This window comes from Sphingobium sp. VMM (assembly GCF_056790315.1).
Genome location: NZ_JBXGSI010000003.1, coordinates 112,274 through 131,320, shown reverse-complemented (window position 1 = coordinate 131,320; position 19,047 = coordinate 112,274). Strand labels below are relative to the sequence as shown.

19 protein-coding genes are annotated in these 19,047 nt (G+C 65.5%); 10 read left to right on the top strand and 9 right to left on the bottom strand.

All coding sequences use genetic code 11. The annotated features are described in order from the left end of the window. Window positions 1–36: 36 nt before the first annotated feature. From ACUCV3_RS05290 to ACUCV3_RS05275, 4 genes are all read left to right on the top strand, one after another. Window positions 37–1,659, top strand: a complete 1,623-nt coding sequence (locus ACUCV3_RS05290; RefSeq protein WP_482240436.1) for a family 43 glycosylhydrolase — start codon at window positions 37–39, stop codon at window positions 1,657–1,659. 159 nt (window positions 1,660–1,818) lie between these two features. Next, window positions 1,819–3,276, top strand: a complete 1,458-nt coding sequence (guaB, locus tag ACUCV3_RS05285; RefSeq protein ID WP_010336239.1) for an IMP dehydrogenase — start codon at window positions 1,819–1,821, stop codon at window positions 3,274–3,276. Window positions 3,277–3,441: 165 nt separating this feature from the next. Further along, window positions 3,442–4,617, top strand: a complete 1,176-nt coding sequence (locus tag ACUCV3_RS05280) for an RsmB/NOP family class I SAM-dependent RNA methyltransferase (protein ID WP_482240407.1) — start codon at window positions 3,442–3,444, stop codon at window positions 4,615–4,617. 92 nt (window positions 4,618–4,709) lie between these two features. Further along, window positions 4,710–5,228 (top strand): tetratricopeptide repeat protein, encoded by a 519-nt coding sequence (locus ACUCV3_RS05275; protein WP_037517267.1) that lies wholly within the window; start codon window positions 4,710–4,712, stop codon window positions 5,226–5,228. A 1-nt stretch (window position 5,229) separates the two neighbouring features. On the opposite strand, the gene ACUCV3_RS05270 is transcribed toward ACUCV3_RS05275, so the two are convergent. The 3 genes from ACUCV3_RS05270 to ACUCV3_RS05260 form a co-directional block, all read right to left on the bottom strand. Further along, window positions 5,230–5,730: a GNAT family N-acetyltransferase gene (locus ACUCV3_RS05270; protein ID WP_125987467.1), complete on the bottom strand. Its 501-nt coding sequence runs from the start codon at window positions 5,728–5,730 to the stop codon at window positions 5,230–5,232. Between the two features lie 75 nt (window positions 5,731–5,805). Beyond that, window positions 5,806–6,441 (bottom strand): hypothetical protein, encoded by a 636-nt coding sequence (locus tag ACUCV3_RS05265; RefSeq protein WP_004208008.1) that lies wholly within the window; start codon window positions 6,439–6,441, stop codon window positions 5,806–5,808. Window positions 6,442–6,535: 94 nt separating this feature from the next. After that, window positions 6,536–7,972 (bottom strand): sigma-54-dependent transcriptional regulator, encoded by a 1,437-nt coding sequence (locus tag ACUCV3_RS05260; protein ID WP_482240406.1) that lies wholly within the window; start codon window positions 7,970–7,972, stop codon window positions 6,536–6,538. Between the two features lie 154 nt (window positions 7,973–8,126). Here ACUCV3_RS05260 and ACUCV3_RS05255 point away from each other — a divergent pair, with 154 nt between their 5' ends. The 5 genes from ACUCV3_RS05255 (at window position 8,127) to ACUCV3_RS05235 (ending at window position 12,058) form a co-directional block, all read left to right on the top strand. Further along, window positions 8,127–8,252 carry an aa3-type cytochrome c oxidase subunit IV gene (locus ACUCV3_RS05255; RefSeq protein ID WP_010336245.1) on the top strand — a complete coding sequence of 42 codons (126 nt, stop codon included), beginning with the start codon at window positions 8,127–8,129 and terminating at the stop codon, window positions 8,250–8,252. A gap of 36 nt (window positions 8,253–8,288) precedes the next feature. Next, window positions 8,289–9,410 carry an NAD(P) transhydrogenase subunit alpha gene (locus ACUCV3_RS05250; RefSeq protein WP_279728671.1) on the top strand — a complete coding sequence of 374 codons (1,122 nt, stop codon included), beginning with the start codon at window positions 8,289–8,291 and terminating at the stop codon, window positions 9,408–9,410. Between the two features lie 94 nt (window positions 9,411–9,504). After that, window positions 9,505–9,789 carry an NAD(P) transhydrogenase subunit alpha part 2 gene (locus tag ACUCV3_RS05245; protein ID WP_004208003.1) on the top strand — a complete coding sequence of 95 codons (285 nt, stop codon included), beginning with the start codon at window positions 9,505–9,507 and terminating at the stop codon, window positions 9,787–9,789. Next, on the top strand, window positions 9,789–11,210 hold the full coding sequence (locus tag ACUCV3_RS05240; protein ID WP_037517256.1) for an NAD(P)(+) transhydrogenase (Re/Si-specific) subunit beta: 1,422 nt from the start codon (window positions 9,789–9,791) through the stop codon (window positions 11,208–11,210). Before ACUCV3_RS05245 ends, ACUCV3_RS05240 begins: the two co-directional genes overlap by 1 nt. 155 nt (window positions 11,211–11,365) lie before the next feature. Continuing rightward, the gene (locus ACUCV3_RS05235; protein ID WP_004208001.1) at window positions 11,366–12,058 is read left to right on the top strand and encodes an aspartate/glutamate racemase family protein; all 693 of its coding nucleotides are present in this window, start codon (window positions 11,366–11,368) and stop codon (window positions 12,056–12,058) included. 25 nt (window positions 12,059–12,083) lie between these two features. Here the strand turns inward: ACUCV3_RS05235 and folP are convergent, their stop codons facing one another. Both folP and ACUCV3_RS05225 read right to left on the bottom strand, forming a co-directional pair. Further along, window positions 12,084–13,208: a dihydropteroate synthase gene (gene folP, locus ACUCV3_RS05230; protein WP_279728672.1), complete on the bottom strand. Its 1,125-nt coding sequence runs from the start codon at window positions 13,206–13,208 to the stop codon at window positions 12,084–12,086. 80 nt (window positions 13,209–13,288) lie between these two features. Next, window positions 13,289–14,422, bottom strand: a complete 1,134-nt coding sequence (locus ACUCV3_RS05225; RefSeq protein ID WP_010336249.1) for a site-specific DNA-methyltransferase — start codon at window positions 14,420–14,422, stop codon at window positions 13,289–13,291. 288 nt (window positions 14,423–14,710) lie between these two features. Here ACUCV3_RS05225 and ACUCV3_RS05220 point away from each other — a divergent pair, with 288 nt between their 5' ends. Next, window positions 14,711–15,049, top strand: a complete 339-nt coding sequence (locus tag ACUCV3_RS05220) for an ArsR/SmtB family transcription factor (protein ID WP_004207998.1) — start codon at window positions 14,711–14,713, stop codon at window positions 15,047–15,049. 70 nt (window positions 15,050–15,119) lie between these two features. On the opposite strand, the gene ACUCV3_RS05215 is transcribed toward ACUCV3_RS05220, so the two are convergent. The 4 genes from ACUCV3_RS05215 to ACUCV3_RS05200 all read right to left on the bottom strand — a co-directional run bounded on the left by ACUCV3_RS05215 (window position 15,120) and on the right by ACUCV3_RS05200 (window position 19,046). Continuing rightward, on the bottom strand, window positions 15,120–15,548 hold the full coding sequence (locus ACUCV3_RS05215; protein ID WP_017503164.1) for a DUF2147 domain-containing protein: 429 nt from the start codon (window positions 15,546–15,548) through the stop codon (window positions 15,120–15,122). Window positions 15,549–15,681: 133 nt separating this feature from the next. Beyond that, window positions 15,682–16,671, bottom strand: coding sequence for a type II secretion system F family protein (locus ACUCV3_RS05210; protein ID WP_004207996.1), 990 nt, complete (start codon window positions 16,669–16,671; stop codon window positions 15,682–15,684). Window positions 16,672–16,689: 18 nt separating this feature from the next. Further along, window positions 16,690–17,688: a type II secretion system F family protein gene (locus ACUCV3_RS05205; protein ID WP_279728673.1), complete on the bottom strand. Its 999-nt coding sequence runs from the start codon at window positions 17,686–17,688 to the stop codon at window positions 16,690–16,692. Between the two features lie 62 nt (window positions 17,689–17,750). Beyond that, window positions 17,751–19,046, bottom strand: coding sequence for a pilus assembly protein CpaE (locus ACUCV3_RS05200; RefSeq protein ID WP_136186691.1), 1,296 nt, complete (start codon window positions 19,044–19,046; stop codon window positions 17,751–17,753). Between the last annotated feature and the right edge of the window lies 1 nt (window position 19,047).

Below are 19,047 nucleotides of genomic sequence, written 5' to 3'. Positions count from 1 at the left end.
TGGGGAAATATCTTGGCCCATTCCCGCCGTGACGCGATGTTTCTCGGACTGGCTTCGACGGCGGGGCTGGCGATGCCGGTGCTGGGCGAGGTGAGGGCGTCGGATAGCTGTGCCTCTGCGCCGGCCTGGCGCCATGGCGCCGAGGGCGAGCGGCTGGCGGACCTTGGCAATGGCCGCTTTCTGAACCCGGTGCTGTCGGGGGATCGGCCCGATCCCAACATATTGAAGGATGGCGACGATTATTGGGCGACCTTTTCGTCCTTCGACTATTTCCCGGCGGTCGTGATCTGGCATTCGCGCGATCTGGTGAACTGGCGGCCGGTGGGGCCGGCGCTGACCGTGCCGCTGGGTTCGGTCTGGGCGCTGGACATCGCCAAGCATGAAGGCCGCTATTTCATCTATATTCCGGTGTTCAATCCGACCGATCCCAGCTTTTCGGCGGGGCCGGCCATTCCCTGCAAGATTTTCGTCGTCCATGCCGACCGGATGGAAGGGCCATGGAGCGCCCCCGTCGACATGGACATCAAGGGCTATATCGACCCCGGCCATGCGGTGGGCGAGGACGGTAAACGCTATCTGTTCCTGAATGGCGGCGCGCGGGTGCGGATCAGCGATGACGGGCTGCGCCGGGACGGGCCGATCGAGCAGGTCTATGAGGGGTGGCCGATCCCGGACGACTGGATCATCGAGGCGCTGGCGCTGGAAGGCCCCAAGGTGCTGCGCCGGGATGGCTGGTTCTACCTGTTTTCCGGGCAGGGCGGGACGGCCGGGCCGCCGACCAGCCATATGGTGATCGTCGCCCGGTCCCGATCGATCAACGGACCGTGGGAAAATTGTCCGCATAATCCCATCGTGCGAACAGCGCGGGCGGGCGAACCCTGGTGGTCGCGTGGCCATGGCACGGCGGTGGAAGGGCCGGCGGGCGATTGGTGGCTCGCCTATCATGGCTATGAAAATGGCTATCGCACGCTGGGACGGCAGATGCTGCTGGAGCCGTTCGTCTGGGACGCGGATGGCTGGCCGCGCATGACCGGCGGCGACCTGTCGGCGGCGTTGCCCATGCCGGCGGCCAGGCGCGCGGGCGGATCGGGGCTTGCGCTGTCCGGCCCGTTCAAGCCCAGCGACATGGGGAGCCGGCTGGCCTTCTTTGCGCCGCAGAAGGATTATCTCGATCGTGCCGCTTTCAGGGATGGTGCGCTGGTGCTGAAGGCGCAGGGCAAGGGGCCGGCGGAGTCATCGCCATTGGCCTTCATCGCCGGGGATCGTTCCTATGAGGTGAGTGTCGATGTTGAACTGGAGGGCGGCGCTCAGGCGGGGCTGCTGCTCTTCTACAATCCCCAATATTTTGTCGGCCTGGGGTCGGACGTGGGCGCGCTGCATAATTACAAGGTCGGGCGTGAGCAGGGCTATCCGCCGCCCGGACCGGCGGAAGGTGGCCGTTTTTCGCTTCGGGTCGTGAATGACGACAATGTCGCGAGCTTCCATATTCGCGGCGCCGGCAAGGCATGGCGCAAGATCATTTCCTATGAAGTGTCGAGCTATCATCATAATCTGGCGGACGGCTTCCTGAGCCTGCGCCCGGCGCTGTTCGTATCGGGAGCCGGGCAGGCGCGCTTTTCCAATCTGGTCTATCGCGGGCGGGGCAGCCAGGGGGCATAGCGACCAGCCGAACGCCAAGATCGGGATCGCAAGAAAGGCGGCAAGAAAATCCCCAAGGGGTCTGGTCGTTTTGCGGGTTAATGGTTACATGGGCCGCCACGAATCCCCAGCGGTCCGGTTCCCCTCCGCCCGACCCGCGCAGCAGAAAGTGGCTTTCACATGGACATCCGCCTTGGCCTCACCTTTGACGACGTGCTGTTGCAGCCCGCCGAATCCGATGTGCTGCCCAGCCAGGCGGACACGTCCACCCATGTGACCAAGGCGATCAAGCTGAACATCCCGATCCTGTCGTCGGCGATGGATACGGTGACCGAGGCCGACATGGCGATCGTCATGGCGCAGCTGGGCGGCATCGGCGTGCTGCACCGTAACCTGACGGTCGAGGAACAGGCCGATGCGGTCCGCGCGGTCAAGCGCTTCGAAAGCGGCATGGTCGTCAATCCCATCACCATCCTGCCGACCGCCACGCTGGCCGACGCGCAGATGCTGATGCAGCGCCACAGGATCAGCGGCATTCCGGTCGTCGAGGCGAACGGCAAGCTGGTCGGCATCCTGACCCATCGCGATACCCGCTTTGCCGAGAATCCCGGCCAGCCGGTCAGCGAGCTGATGACCAAGGACAATCTGGCGACGGTCAAGGCCGGTGTCGGCCAGGATGAGGCGATGCGCCTGCTGCATGCCCGCCGGATCGAGAAGCTGCTGGTGGTGGACGATAATTATCACTGCGTGGGCCTGATCACCGTCAAGGATATCGAGAAGGCCGTGACCTATCCGCAGGCGACCAAGGATGCGTCGGGCCGGCTGCGCGTCGCCGCGGCATCGACCGTGGGCGACAAGGGGCTGGAGCGCAGCAAGGCGCTGATCGACGCGGAATGCGACCTGATCGTCATCGACACCGCCCACGGCCACAGCAAGCAGGTCGCGGTCGCGGTGGAAGCGGTCAAGAAACTGTCCAACCATGTCCAGGTCGTGGCCGGCAATGTCGCCACCGCCGAAGCGACCAAGGCGCTGATCGACGCCGGCGCGGACTGCGTGAAGGTCGGCATCGGCCCCGGCTCCATCTGCACCACCCGCGTCGTCGCCGGCGTGGGCGTGCCGCAGCTGACCGCCGTCATGGATTCGGCCAATGAAGCGCACAAGCATGGCGTGCCGGTGATCGCCGACGGCGGCCTGCGCACGTCTGGTGACGTCGCCAAGGCACTGGCCGCGGGCGCTGGCTGCGTCATGGTGGGCTCGCTGCTGGCGGGCACGGCCGAAGCGCCGGGCGAAACCTTCCTGTATCAGGGGCGCGCCTATAAGAGCTATCGCGGCATGGGCAGCGTCGGCGCGATGGCGCGCGGCAGCGCCGACCGCTATTTCCAGGCCGACATCAAGGACCAGATGAAGCTGGTGCCCGAGGGTATCGAAGGCCAGGTGCCGTTCAAGGGCCCGGCCAAGGATGTCATCCACCAGCTGGTCGGCGGCGTGAAGGCCGCGATGGGCTATACCGGCAGCCGCACCATCAAGGATCTGCAGGAGCGTGCCCGCTTCGTCCAGATCACCAATGCCGGCCTGTCGGAAAGCCATGTCCACGACGTGACGATCACGCGTGAGGCTCCCAACTATCCGACGCGCTAACCCATTTCATTCCCCTCCCTTTCAAGGGATGGGCCGATCAGAGGCACGTGACTCTGATCGAGGGTGGGTAGCGAGCGGAGCGAGCCTCCTGCGGAGGCACCCACCCTTAACCGGAGACACGTGTCTCCGGTTAACCCTCCCTGGAAGGGAGGGGGGAAGGTATAAATGACTCCATCCGCCCGTATCCAAGCCGCGATCGACCTGCTGGACGCGATCATCGCTGCCGCCCGTGATGGCGGGCCGGCGGCGGACACGCTGATCGCGCGCTATTTCAAGGAACGGCGCTATGCCGGGTCGCGCGATCGCCGCGCGGTGCGCGACCATGTCTATGATGCGATCCGCCGCGTCGCCGATCGGCCCGAGACCGGCCGTGCGGCGATGATCGGCCTGGTCGAGGCGCAGCCGGAGCTGGCCGCGCTGTTCGACGGATCGGCCCATGCGCCGCTGCCGATCGAACCGGGCGAAGCAGGCGCGGCGGCTGGCGCGGTGCCGGGCTGGTTGGAGTCTTTGCTGGCCGCGCCGGTCGAGCAGGATGCGTTGCTGGGCCGCGCGCCGGTGGACCTGCGCGTCAACCGGCTGAAGGCGACGCCCGCGCAAGTGGCGCCCGAATTGCCGGACGCGACGCCGATCGCCGGCATCCCGGACGCGCTGCGCCTGCCCGAAGGCTATCCGGTCGAGCAGAGCGAGGCGTGGAAGCGCGGTGCGGTCGAGGTGCAGGATGCCGGCAGCCAGCTGATTTCGGCCGCTTGCGGGGCGCAGGCCGGGCAGACGGTGATCGACCTGTGCGCAGGGGCGGGCGGCAAGACGCTGGCGCTGGCTGCGGCGATGGGCGGCAAGGGCCGGCTGATCGCCGCCGATACGATCCGCAGCCGGATCGACCGGCTGGCGCCGCGCGCCGAACGGGGGGGCGTGACCTGTATCGAGAGGTTGCTGCTGGACCAGGGGCATGAGGCGCGCGCGCTGGCGTCGCTGGCGGGGCAGGCGGACATCGTGTTGGTCGACGCGCCCTGTTCGGGCACGGGCACCTGGCGCCGCAATCCCGAAGCGCGCTGGCGCCTGACCCAGGCGCGGCTCGACCGGCTGGTGTCGGAACAGGCCCGGATCCTGGATTTCGCTGCGCCCTTGCTGGCGCCCGGCGGTCTGCTGGTCTATGCTACCTGCGCGTTGACCGACAGAGAGGGGCGGGATCAGGTGGATGCGTTTCTGGCGCGTCAGGCCGGCTGGAGTGCCGAGCCGATCGAAGCGGATATGGGCCGCGCCCATGGCCATGGGCTGCTGCTGACGCCCGGCCATGACGGCACCGATGGCTTCTACTTCGCCCGGCTGCGGAGGACCGCCTGAAACAGGCCATGGACAAGCGCGCGCAAAATAGCGACACTTGCCCTTCGGTCTGCGGGCTTGAGTCAATGCCTGAAACATGGCTGGAGATTTTGATGCGTTTCACCCCGGCCTCGATTGCCCTTGCCGTCCTTCTGACCACCGTTTCCAGCGTGGGCCTGACCCAGCGCCCCGATACCCAGATCGAACCGCGATCGATCGAATGGCAGAAGGCGGGCGAGGCGGCGCGCAAGGCGGGCAATCTGACCGGTGCCACCGACGCGCTGGAAAGTGCGCTGGCGGTCGATCCGCGCAACCGTGCGGCCTATATCGAACTGGCCGAAGTGGCGCGCGCGCAGGGACTGCAGGGCAAGGCCATCCGCCTCTACAAGGAAGCGTTGCTGCTCGACCCGACCGACGTGACCGCGATCGCCGGCCAGGGCGAGGCGATGGTCGAGAAGGGCGCGATCGCCAAGGCCAAGGAAAATCTCGCTCAGGCGCAGAATCTGTGCAAGGGCAGCTGTCCTGAAGTCGCGCAGCTCAATGCCGCGATCCAGAAAGGACCGCCGGCAGTGGCGATGACCAGCAAGGAAGCGGTGCCGGGCGCTAAGGCCAACAGCACCGATAATCCGTAATCTATCCGGCTTTCGCCGGTTCGATCGATTTTTCGTAGAAGCGCGTGTCGACCGCCATCCTGGGGAAGGCGGGCGGCAGGTCGTCGGCTTCGACCAGCGCGAAGCCATTCTTCTCGTAGAAGCGGTGCGCCGCCAGGAAACGGGCAGTGGTGCCGAGATAGATTTGGGCGAGGCCGCGGTCGGCCGCCGCGTTGAGCAGATGGTCGAGTAGGGCCTGCGCGACGCCGGCGGCGCGGCCGCGATGGCTGGACGCCACGAACATCTTACGCAGCGCGCCCTGACCCTGGCCGATATCCTTGAGCGCGATCGTGCCGATGATCCGGCCGTCCTCCTCCGCGACCCAGAAGCCGCCGGTGCCGGGCAAATAGAAGCCCGCTATGTCGGTGAGGTCCGGCTGGTCCGCTGCGGTGATGGCGATGCCATATTCGTCGCGCTGGATGCCAAGGATCAGGTCGAGAATGCCCGGCTGGTCGGCGGGGGCGAAGGGGCGGATCAGGGGCAAGGGGCTGGGCTTCCTGGCAGCGGTTCGGAATGATCGATGCGGACGGAAACGAACGACCGCGCCGAAAGCCGCCGGTCAGTTGCTGGCGTTGGCGGCTGGTGCGGGCGTGGCCGTGGCGCTGGCTCCCTCCGGCGTCTGGGCCTTGGGTGCGAAGATACGCAGGCTGTCGAGCAGGGCCTGCGCGATCGGCTGATATTGTTCGCTCAGCATTTCGGGATAGACGAAGGTGGCGGTGACGATCGCGCCGTCAGGCTGTTTCAGCAGGCGCAGCGCGACATTATTGCCTTCGCCGTCATTGGCGGTGCCGCGATATTCATTCTCGCCGATGAAATCGCCATCCACGCCCTCGGCGCCGTCGGACAGCGCCTCGACGATCTGCTGCAGCGTCTGGTCATTGTCATTCTTCTGCCAGAAGACACGGACATCGGCCCCCGCGCCGGGATCCTGATAGACGACGCCATCGGCATTGCTGGCTTCGCCATCCTTCATCCAGCCTTCGGGCATGGTGACGGAATAGCCATGGTCGATATTCACATAGTTGCGGCTGTCGCCGGCATCATCCTTTTGCGCGTTGGCCAGCGCATTGGCAGCGGCCGCATTGGCGGCGGCGGCCAGTTCCTCCTGGCTCGGCATGTCCGCGACCGGTTCGGCGCGGCCACAGGCGACCAGCAGCAGGAGGGGGGAGCAGGCGGCGAGGAGGGGCGCTTTCATGCCCCGTTCAAAAGCATAGGCGCGGGGATAATTCAACGCCGTAGCGGAACCCCCGCGACAATATGCCCCAGCCGCAGGGCGCCTGGTCCCGCGATCAGGCCGCGTTGTCGATGCCCAGTTCGGCGAGCTTGCGATAGAGGGTCGAACGGCCGATCCCCAGCCGGCGGGCGACTTCGGTCATGCGGCCGCGATAATGGCCGATGGCCAGGCGGATGACGTCGGCCTCGATCTCGGCGAGCTGGCGGACATGGCCGTCGCCTTCGAACAGGGTGATGCCGGCCGCTTCGCGCGGCGGCGTGGCGGCGGCGCGCTGGCGCGGACCGCTGGCGCCGCGCGACAGGATATGGGCGGCAACCTGCGGGAAGTCATGCGGGGTCAGCGCATCGCCCTCGCACAGCACGGCAGCGCGGAACAGGGCGTTCTGGAGCTGGCGGACATTGCCCGGCCAGTCATGCTGCATCAGCAGCGCCAGCGCATCGTCGGTGAGGCCCAGGCCCCGCAGGCCCGGCTGGGTCGCGATGCGGGCGAGGAGGTGGCGGCACAGGGCGGGAATGTCGCCCATACGCTCCCGCAATGGGGGCACGGTCAACTGGACGACGTTCAGGCGGTAATAGAGATCCTCGCGGAACCGGCCCGCCTCGATCTCGTCGCTGAGCTTCTTGTTGGTGGCGGCGATGACGCGGACATCGACATGGACGGGGCGGCGCGCGCCGATCGGCTGCACCTCGCCATCCTGAAGCACGCGCAGCAGCTTGACCTGCGCGTCGAGCGACATTTCGCTGACTTCGTCGAGGAAGATGGTGCCCATGTCGGCCGACAGGAATTTGCCGACATGGCGGTCGAATGCGCCGGTGAAGGCGCCGCGTTCATGACCGAACAGTTCTGATTCGACGAGGTTGGCGGGGATCGCGCCGCAATTGACGGTCACCATCGCCTGCTTGTGGCGCGGCGAGGCGGCATGGATGGCGCGGGCGACGACATCCTTGCCGACGCCGCTTTCGCCCTCGATCAGCACCGGCACGCGGGCGCGTGCGGCCTTGGCCGCGATGGCGAGGGCAGTGCGGAACTGGGGCGCGGCGCCGACGACATCCTCGAACGCCAGCGGGGCGCTGATCTTCTCGGTGAGCGGGCGCAGTTCGCCGCGCACATTGCCCTCCAGCGTCGCGTTGAGCGCGGCGAGCAGCCGTTCGGGTGCGATCGGCTTGGACAGATAATCGGTGGCGCCCGCGCGCATCGCCTGTACCGCGACGGCGACGCTGTTATGCGCCGTCAGCACCAGGATCGGCAGGGCGGGGCGCTGCGCATGGATGTCGCCGATCAGGTCGGCCGGATCGAAATCCGGACTCCATTGATCGATCAGGACCGCATCGAGCTGCATGCCGTCCTGCGTGCCCAGCGTCGCCAGGGCGGTTTCGGCATCGCTGGCGAAGATGGTCCGCCATCCCGCGCGCGCGGCCAGCGCGGACACCAGCCGGCGCTGCGCGGGCTCGTCGTCGATCAACATCAGCAAGGGAACGCCTTCGCGAACCATCTGGACCCCTCTTGTGCAAACAGGAGGTCACTCTAGGCACCGGGGGTAAAAGCGCCCTTAACCTGTAAAGATTTTCTTGTGCCCCTACGGCTTGAGGGGGGTGGTGGGACAGGATAAGAGGTTGCACAACGATGTAATAACTAGGGGAACGGATATGGCTTCTGACGGGAACATCCAGAGCGCAACCCAGACCTATGAAGGGTTTGTCGGCTTCGTGAAGTGGGGCACCATTGCCTGCCTCATCGTCGCCGCGATTGTCGTGCTGCTGATCTCCAGCTGAGCCATGTCGACGCTATAGGAGGGGGATGCTGATATAATGAAAATTGCGATATTGAAGGAACAGGCTGCGGGCGAACGGCGCGTGGCCGGTACGCCCGAGACCGTGAAGAAATTCATCGCGCTGGGCGCAAGCGTGGCTGTCGAGGCTGGCGCTGGCGCGACGGCGTCGATTGCTGACGACGCCTATGCGGCGGCCGGTGCCAGCGTTGGCGATCGTGCCGCGACGCTGGCGGGTGCCGATATCCTGCTGGGCGTGCAGGGCCCTGATCCGGCCAGCCTTGGCGGCGCTGCGGCGGGGGCCTGGATCGTCGCGGGCCTCAATCCGTTCGGCGAGCGGGCGCGGGTCGATGCCTATGCCGCCGGTGGCTATGAGGCGCTGGCGATGGAATTCATGCCGCGCATCACTCGCGCGCAATCGATGGATATCTTGTCGTCCCAGTCGAACCTGTCGGGATACAAGGCCGTGCTGGACGCGGCGGCCGAATATGACCGCGCCTTCCCGATGATGATGACGGCGGCGGGCACCGTGTCGGCGGCCAAATGCTTCGTCATGGGCGTGGGCGTGGCCGGTCTTCAGGCGATCGCCACCGCGCGGCGCCTGGGCGCGCAGGTGAGCGCCACCGATGTGCGTGCCGCGACCAAGGAGCAGATCGAATCGCTCGGCGCCAAGGCGATCTTCGTGGAGAAGGTGGCCGGCATCGAGGGTGAAGGCACCGGTGGCTATGCCACGGAAATGTCCGACGAATATAAGGCGGCCCAGGCCGAGCTGGTGTCGTCGCATATCGCCAAGCAGGACATCGTCATCACCACCGCGCTGATCCCCGGCCGGCCTGCGCCGCGCCTGATCAGTGACGCGCAGATCGCATCGATGAAGCCGGGCAGCGTGATCGTCGACCTGGCCGTCGAGCAGGGCGGCAATGTCGAGGGCGCGGTCGCGGGCGAAGTGATCGTGCGCCACGGCGTCAAGATCGTGGGCCATCGCAACGTGCCCAGCCGCCTGGCCGCCGACACCTCCGCCCTGTTCTCGCGCAATCTCTATAATTTCCTGTCCGCCTTCTGGGACAAGGACAAGAATGCGCCGGTGCTGGACGAGGAAATCGGCAACGCCATCCGCCTGACCCAGGGGGGCAAGGTCGTCAACGAACGACTGCTGGGCTGAACGCATATCGCTGCGCGTTTTCGGTCTCAGGCCGGGCGCGAATGGCGCAGACGCTTCGCGAGCGATGCTCCGGGGCGAACAGGGAGTAGGAACGATGGACTTCATTGCCATCCTGTCGATTTTCGTGCTGGCGTGCTTCGTCGGCTATTATGTGGTCTGGTCGGTGACGCCGGCGCTGCACACGCCGCTGATGGCGGTTACCAATGCCATTTCGTCGGTCATCATCGTCGGTGCGCTGGTCGCGTCGGCGGAGGCCGGTAGCCTGGCGGCCAAGCTGCTGGGGCTGGTCGCGGTGGTCTTTGCGTCGGTCAACATCTTCGGCGGCTTTGCCGTGACCGAACGCATGCTGGCCATGTACAAGAAGAAGGAGCGCAAGTGATGCACGAGCTTGCGCCCGTCTCGCCCTTCGTTGCGCTGGCCTATCTGGTTTCCGGCGTCCTCTTCATCCTGGCGCTGCGCGGCCTGTCGAGCCCGTCGACCAGCCGTCGCGGCAACCGCATGGGCATGGTCGGCATGGCGATCGCCGTGGTCACGACCCTTTATACCCATGACGTGCTGAGCCTGCCCGAAATCCTGGGCGCCATCGCCATCGGTGGCGGCATCGGCTTCATCATCGCCCGTCGCATCGAGATGACGGCGATGCCGCAGTTGGTTGCGGCCTTCCACTCGCTGGTCGGTCTGGCCGCCGTGCTGGTCGGCGCGGCCGCCTATCTCAATCCCGGCGCGTTCGGCATTCTCGATCCGCTGACGAACGAGATCCACAATGCCAGCCGCATCGAGATGGGGCTGGGCGTCGCGATCGGCGCGATCACCTTCTCGGGGTCAGTCATCGCCTTCCTGAAATTGAACGGCAACATGTCGGGCAAGCCGATCATGCTGCCGGGCCGCCATGTCATCAATCTGGCGACGCTGGCGGCGATCCTGGGCCTGATCGCCTATTTCGTGACCGACCAGTCGCCCTGGATCTTCTGGACCGTGACGGCGCTGAGCTTTGTCATCGGCTTCCTGCTGATCATCCCGATCGGCGGGGCGGACATGCCGGTCGTGGTGTCGATGCTGAACAGCTATTCGGGCTGGGCCGCTGCCGCCATGGGCTTCACCCTGGGCAACACGGCGATGATCATCACCGGCGCGCTGGTGGGCAGCTCCGGCGCGATCCTGTCCTACATCATGTGCAAGGCGATGAACCGCAGCTTCATCAGCGTGATCGCCGGCGGCTTCGGCGCGGAAGCCGGCCCGTCGGGCGGTGGCGCGGCGGCGGTCGACCGTCCCTACAAGCGCGGCAGCGCCGAGGATGCGGCCTTCCTGATGAGCCAGGCGGACAATGTCATCATCGTGCCCGGTTACGGCATGGCGGTCAGCCAGGCGCAGCATGCGCTGCGTGAAATGGCCGACCTGCTCAAGAAGGAAGGCGTGAACGTCAAATATGCGATCCACCCGGTCGCAGGGCGCATGCCCGGCCACATGAACGTGCTGCTGGCCGAAGCGAACGTGCCGTATGACGAGGTGTTCGAGCTGGAGGACATCAACAGCGAGTTCGGCCAGGCCGACGTTGCCTTCGTCATCGGCGCCAATGACGTGACCAACCCGGCCGCCAAGACCGACAAGACGTCGCCCATCTATGGCATGCCGATCCTGGACGTCGCCAACGCCAAGTCGGTGCTGTTCGTGAAGCGCTCCATGGGCGGGGCCGGCTATGCCGGCGTCGACAACGAGGTCTTCTACATGGACAACACGATGATGTTGCTGGCCGACGCCAAGAAGATGGTTGAGGAGATCGTCAAGGCGCTGGCCCACTAAAGTGACCCGATCCACCCGCGCCGGATCGCCCCGTCGACGGGGCGGGTGGATCGTCCTGACTTGTCGAAGCCGGCATCTTTCGTAAAAGAAGGGCTGGGGCACCGACATGCCCGGCCCGCACGGGGCCGGACAGGCGCCCCCATATTGGGAGCGACATGCGTAAACTCGGTCTGATTGGTGGTCTCAGCTGGACGTCCACCGCCCGCTATTATGAGATCATCAACCAGGCGATCCACCGGGCCAAGGGTGGCCAGCACAGTGCGCGGCTGCTGATCGAAAGCCTCGATTTCGCACAGGTTTCCGGCTGCATCACGCAGGAAGACTGGGATTGCGCATCGGGCCATCTGATCGGCGCGGCCCAGCGGCTGGAGCAGGGCGGGGCGGAAGCGCTGCTGATCTGTGCCAATAGCATGCACCGCATCTATGACCGGATCCAGGCGAGCATCGCCATTCCCATCATCCACATCGCCGATGTCGTCGGTACGCGAATGAAGGCCGACCGGATCGATCGCGCCGCCCTGATTGGCACGCGTAACGTGATGACCGAGAAATATTATCGCCAGCGGCTGGTGTCGCACGGCGTGTCGCTGCTGCCGGCCGATGTTGCGCTGGCCGAGCGGATCGATCGGATCGTCTATGACGAACTGACCGTCGGCAAGATCAACCGCGATTCCGAGCGTTTCATGAAGTCGGAACTGACCGACATCGCCAAGGAGGATGTGCAGGCCGTCGTGCTGGCCTGCACCGAACTGGAGATGATCGTCGATGTGAAGGCCAATGTGCTGCCGATCTACGACTGCACCGAAATCCACGCCATGGCGGGCGTCGACTTCATCCTGAGCGAATAGGTATGGCGGTAGGCCGGGCGCGGTGTCAGACCGCGCTCAGCCCCGCATCGGCCAGGCCCCGCCACAGATGGAGCGCCTGGACGCTTTCCTTGACGTCATGGACGCGCACCATCTGCGCGCCCAGTTGCGCGGCGCGGAAGGCGAGGGCGACCGAGCCGCCGAGCCGGTCTGGCGCCGGTGCCTCGTTCGACAGGGCCCCGATCAGGCGCTTGCGGCTGCCGGCGAAGAGCAGCGGCACGCCCAGCCCCTGGAAGGTCGCAAGGCCGTTCACCAGCGCCAGATTGTCCGCCAGGCTCTTGCCGAAGCCCAGCCCCGGATCGACCATGATCTTCTCGCGCGCGATGCCGGCGTCGAGGCAGGCGGTGATGCGGGCATCGAGATAGTCGAACACGTCTGTGACGACATCGGCATAGCCGTTGGGATTGTCGTGCGGATCGTCGCCGGTCGAAGGCGCGTGCATCAGGATCACCGGACAGCCGGCGCGGGCCGCGACCTCCAGGCTGCGCGGATCATGTTCCAGCGCGCTGACATCGTTGATGACATGGGCACCGGCGGCCAGCGCTGCCTCCATCACCGCGGCCTTGCGCGTGTCGACCGACATGGCGACGCCGGCTGCGGCAAGCTTCTCGATCACCGGCACGATGCGGGCGATCTCATCGCCCTCCCATAGCTTGGGCGCCTTGGGCCGGGTGGATTCGCCGCCGACATCAATCAGAGCGGCGCCGGCCGCCGCCATGGCAAAGCCGGCATCGGCCGCCGCCTGCGGGTCGGTCATATGCTTGCCGCCATCGGAGAAGCTGTCGGGCGTGATGTTGAGGATCGCCATCGCCTGCGGCGCGTCGAAGCGGATGACGCGATCGCCAAGGCTGAGCGGCGCGCGCTGGGCGGAGATGTTCGCGGCCAGTTGGCGGGCGCGCTCGGCCAGTGGATCGGGCAGGGTGGCGGTGATCGCCTCGAACGCGGCGACCGGGATGGTTTCGCGCGCGATCCGGCGGCCGGCATGGCGCGCCGTCAGCTCATAGGCCTGGAACCAGATCAGGCCATTGCCCATCCGCGCCGCCGATCCGTCCGCCAGACCGATCGGGCTCGGCACGAACCAGGTCGGCTTGAGGTAGAGCCGGGCGTCAGCGGGGATGGAGGAGAGGGTCATAAAGCTCCGTTCGCCCCGGACGGGTTGGGGCCATGTCTTGGAAGAACTATGGCTGCCTCAACCCGAACGGGGGACGGAAATCAAGGCTCGTTGGCGAGCAGATAGGTCTGGCGCAGCGTGTCGATCGGGTGGAGCTTGCCCGCCTTCTCGATATGCCAGAAGGTCCAGCCGTTGCAGCTCGGCGCGCCCTGAAGCGTGGCGCCCAGCTTGTGGATCGAACCGGTGTCGCTGCCCACGGCGAGCGAGCCGTCGGCGCGCACGGTGGCGCTCCAGCGGCGCTTGCTGTCCATCACCACCGAGCCGGGCTGGAGATAGCCGGTCTCGACCAGCGTGCCGAAGGCGACCTTGGGCTGCTGGCGTGCGGTCTGCATGATGGCGAGCGCGGATTCATCGAGCGGCAGCGCCTCGGCAATGCGTTCCTCGGCAACCTCGATATAGTCGGGCTCGCGCTCGATGCCGATCCACTGGCGGCCCAGGCGCTTGGCGACGGCGCCGGTGGTGCCGGTGCCGAAGAAGGGATCGAGCACGATGTCGCCCGGCTTGGTGCAGGACAGCATTACCCGATAGAGCAGCGATTCCGGTTTCTGCGTCGGATGCGCCTTGGTGCCGTTGCGCTTCAGCCGCTCCTGGCCGCCGCAGATCGGCAGCACCCAGTCGGAGCGCATCTGCAGCTCGTCATTGAGCGTCTTCATCGCCTTGTAGTTGAACGTGTACTTGGCGTCCTCGCCCTGGCTGGCCCAGATCAGCGTCTCATGCGCGTTGGTGAAGCGGGTGCCCTTGAAATTGGGCATCGGGTTCGCCTTGCGCCAGATGATGTCGTTGAGGATCCAGAATCCCTCATCCTGCAAGGCAGCGCCGACGCGGAAGATGTTGTGATAGCTGCCGATCACCCAGATCGTGCCATTGGGCTTGAGGATGCGGCGCGCCTGCGCCAGCCACGCCTTGGTGAAGCGGTCATAGCTGCTGAGCGTGTCGAACTTGTCCCAGTCATTGTCGACCGCATCGACGCGGCCGCCCTCGGGGCGGAACAGGTCGCCGCCGAGCTGAAGATTATAAGGCGGATCGGCAAAGATCATGTCGATGCAGCCGTCGGGCAGCTTGGCCATTTCCGCGATACAGTCACCGCGCAGCAGGCGATTTGCCTCGATCGCCGGTGCCGGCGCGAGCGCAACCGCCTTCTTCCGCCGCGGTGCGACGCGTTCCATGACACCCATGTGTGCAACCCCCATATGTTTCGTCCATCAGCACTGAGTCCTCAGGAGTCTGCCGTCAAGGTCAGGGATTTAGCGCTCATCCCTGTGAGGATTGCGAGGATGGTGGAGAACGAAGCGGGTAGCCACAACATATTGAGTCATGCGAGTCGCGGGAGACTCATCATCGGGTGGTGTGACTCAAAAGACTCAGCGAGGACGCGGTTCGCACTTTTTTTAGTTAATGGCGCGGCCGAGTCGAAAATCATCCTCCACTTGACCAAATCATAACCAGATGATTATGAAATTTGCATGACGGAAGTGAAATTCAGAGGCGATCTTGGAGCGAACAGCGATTCACTCTTCAAGGCGCTGTCCGACGGCACGCGACGTGCCCTGCTGGAATATCTGGTGCGCGAAGGGGAGCAGAATGTCGTCGCGCTGACCGCCGTGGCCGGCGTGTCGCAACCGATGGTGTCGCGCCATATGGGCAAGCTCAAGCGCGCCGGACTGGTGACGGCCCGGCGGACGGGGCGCGAAACCTGGTTTGCGGCGCGGACCAAAGGGCTGGGGCCGGTGGTGCAGTGGATGGCGATCTATGGCGCGCTCTGGTCGCAGCGCTTCACGCCGATGGAACATGCCGGGGATTGAACGGGGCCGTATCCACAGAAAAAAGGGGCGCCATTTGGCGCCCCTTTCGTTTTCCAGGCTGTGCGCGCAATCAGCGCAGCGGCGTCCAGGTCTGGGTCTTGCAGAAGAAGGCGATGCAGCCTTGAACCTTGAGCGTGCCGTCGCCATTGCGGCTGACCTTGGACGTATAGCTCTTGCCGCTTTCCGGGTCGTAGATCGTGCCCTTCCAGATATCGCCCGCATCGCTGAAGCCCGACAGCAGGGCAAGGCCGACCAGCGGCTTGGAGCGCAGCGCCGGATCCGGGTTCTTGATGTCGGTCTGGGGGCGGCCTGGCGTCGGCTTCACGATCTTCTCGATCTTGCCGCAGATGCTCTTTCCGCACGGCGCGATCTGGACGATCGCCTTGCCATCAACGGTCGACCAGCGGCCGGTGATGGGCTGGGCCGCATAAGCGGGCAGGACGGTGGTGAAGGCGGCCAGAGCGGCGATGGCGACGCGAGCGCCGGTCTTGATGGTCATGATGCGATCCTCTCCTTTTGGGTTGAGGGTGAGAATAAGGGAGGAAAATGCGGCGCGCCAGCGCTTCGCTTGCAGTTTACGGAAACGGAAAGAGGGGACGCTACGGCAGCGCCCCCTCCTCGCCCGAATTTTTTTAGAAAGCCGTGCTGATCGAGCAGGCGGCCGGACCCAGGATGACGACGAACAGGGTCGGCAGGATGAAGAGAATCAGCGGCACGGTCATGATCGCGGGCAGGCGGGCGGCCTTTTCCTCCGCGCGCATCATGCGTTCATGGCGGAACTCGGCCGACAGGACGCGCAGCGCGGAAGCGAGCGGCGTGCCATATTTCTCGGTCTGGATCATGGTCGTGACCACGCCCTTGACCGCGTCGAGCTTCACGCGGGTCGCCAGATTTTCAAAGGCCATGCGGCGTTCGGTAAGGAAGCTGAGCTCGATCGCCGTCAACTGGAACTCGTCGCCCAGTTCGGGATAGGCGCGGCCCAGTTCGCGGGCGACGCGGCTGAAGGCGGCGTCGACGGTCAGACCGGCCTCGGCGCAGATGACCAGCAGGTCGAGCGCGTCGGGCAGGCCCTTGCGGATCGCGGCGGAGCGCTTGGCGATCTTGTTGTCGATGAAGAGGTCGGGGGCCTTGTAGGCGAGCAGCAGTGCGCCGGCGAAGGCCATGAAGCGCTTGGCGCCGCCCCATTCGGGATAGATGCCGACGGCATAGAGCAGGATCGCGGCGGTGCCGCCGATCAGGATCGGCATGATCATGCGGCCGAAGATGACGGCGACGGCCCAGTCCTTGGATCGGATGCCGGCCTGGGCCAGGCGGATCTGGGCGTCCTTGAGCTGGTCGTCCTGCAGCACCTTGAGGCTGGTCAGGAAGGACCGCATCTGGTCGGTCGTCTGGTTCTTGTTGACCAGCTTGGCGCGGCGCTTGGCGGTCGAGGCGGTGATGCCGGCCTTGAGCTGTTCACGGCGTTCATTCAGCGCCTTGACCCGCTTGGCCATCGGATCGCGCACGGTCATCACGGCGTAGAGCGCGTAGAGGGTGGCAAGCGTGGCCAGCGCGGCAAGCAGCGTCCCGAAATCGGTCGCGGTCATGCCGAACAGGGTGCCGGTGGGGGTAGGGGCGTCCATATCTCTATCCGTTCCCCGTCAAATCTCGAAGTTGATCATCTGGGCCATGATGAAGGCGCCGATGCCCATCCAGCAGAAGCCGCCAATGCCGACGACCTGCATCGTCGAGAGCCCGAAAATGCCCGCCGGATCGGGGGTGAAGAAGGGGCTCATATAGTTGAAGTTGATGTAGCAGATCATGCCGAACACCAGGAAAGGCAGGACGCCGATAATATAGGCCGACGCCTTGGATTCCGACGACATGGCGCGGATCTTGAGCTTCATCTGGGCGCGCTGGCGCAGCACGGTGGCGAGGTTCTGCAGCGTTTCGGCGAGGTTGCCGCCGGTTTCGCGCTGGATCGCCAGGGTGATGACGAAGAACTGGAATTCCGGCGTGCCCAGGCGATCGGCGGTTTCCTGCAGCGCCTGGTCCATGCTCTTGCCGATCTTGATCCGTTCGGTGATCAGCTTGAATTCCTCGCCGACCGGGCCGGGGATTTCGCTCGACACGATGCCCAGCGTCTCGCCGACCGGCAGGCCCGAGCGCAGGCCGCGCGTCAGCAGTTCGAGCGCGTCGGGAAATTTCGTCGTGAACTGGTTGATGCGCTTCTTGATCAGCCGGCCGATCCAGAGATGCGGCAGGCCGAGCCCAGCGGCCAGCCCGACCATAAGGGCGAGCAGGAAGGGAAAGCCGCGCATCAGCAGGAACAGGGTGGTCAGCAGGAAGACCACCGCGCAGGACGTCATATATTGGCTGAGCGTCCATTTCTTGCCGGTCATGCGGATGCGCTTGGCCAGATTCTCCGGATTGGGAACCAGCGAAACCAGCATCTTGGCTTCGGTGCCGGTTGCCCGGTTGGAGATGGCCTTGCGCATGCGCGCTTCCATCATCGCCTCGGTGGAGTCGCTGTGGCGGCCACGGATCAGCGCGACCCGGCGTTTCTGCGCCTTGTCGGGCGAGGGGCCGGCAAAGGCAACCACGACCAAGCCAAGCATGGTCGCGATCAACACCAAGATCAGAAGGAAATTGCCGTCCATTGCTCGCCCGTTCCCCGTGCGTGAATATGCCTGTGCGCCGCCGCCCTAGGGCGGCCCGCGCGTCAGCCTTCCAGTGCCGTCGCCTTGTCCTTGCGGCGCGACGGGATCATGTTCTTGAAGTCGCCGATCTTGCCGAGCAGGGAATCGCCCTTCTTGGCTGCGGACTTGCCGCCCGCATTGTCGGCTTCATCGCCGGCCAGGCCCATCACTTCGTCCAGCATCGCGGTGCAGGCGGCGCCAACCTTGCTGCCCTTGGCGGTTTCCGCCAGCGTCTTGCCGAGCTTGGCGGCCTGGGCGCCGATGCGCAGGTCGAAAGGTACGATGACATCGACCTTGCGTTCGATCGACTGTTCGAAATCCTTGCGGCTGATTTCCGGCGCGCCGGGATGAACGCGATTGGCGACCACCAGAACGCGGGTCTGCGGCGCGTTGGACCGGAGCCAGGAGAGGATGCGGATCGAGTCCCGCGCCGCCGCCAGGCTGAGTTCCGTCACCACGACAGCCACGTTCACGTCGGTCATCAGGTGGGTATGCTGGATCAGCATGTTGCGTGGCAGGTCGATGACGCTGCATTCGAACGCCTGACGGAACTCCTCCAGCAACTGGTAGAAGGCACCGCCATCGGTCATCATCGGCTGGTTGATCGGCGCTTCGGCCGACAGGATCGCCAGCATGTCGCTGGCACGGACCATGGCGCGTTCGATGAACAGGCCGTCGATGCGGCTGGGATTTTCGATCGCGTCGGTGAGGCCACGACCCGGTTCCAGATCCATCGCCAGCGCATTGGTGCCGAAATGGATGTCGAGGTCGAGCAGCGCGGTCGGGCGCTTCTTCTTTTCGCTCAGCAACCAAGCGAGCGAGGTCGCCATGCTGGAGGCGCCGACGCCGCCGCGCGTGCCGATGACCGCGACGGTCATGTGCGGACGTTCCGGGCCTGCGTCACGCGGGGCGAGGAAGACGGCCTGCGCCTGGGCCAGCGCATCGCGCAGCTGGTCGGCGCCAAAGGGCTTGAGCAGATAATCCTGGATGCCGCTGGCGACCAGATCACGATAGAGGCGCACGTCATTGACCTGGCCCGCCGCGATCACGACCGTGCCGGGTTCGCAGACTTCCGCGAGGCTGTTGATGTCGTTCAGCGGATCGCCGCTTTCCGACATGTCGACGAACAGGATCTGCGGGCTGGCGGTGATCGACAGGCTCTGCACCGCGTTGCGCATGCCGCCCTTGTTCACCTTTTCCGGCGCCCAGCCCATTTCGGACGCGACCGCACGTAGCAGGTCGAAGCTGTGATCGTCGCAGACGAAGGCGTGGAAGGGGTCGCGCTGGCCCACGGAACCATGTTTCCAGGGTGCGTTCATC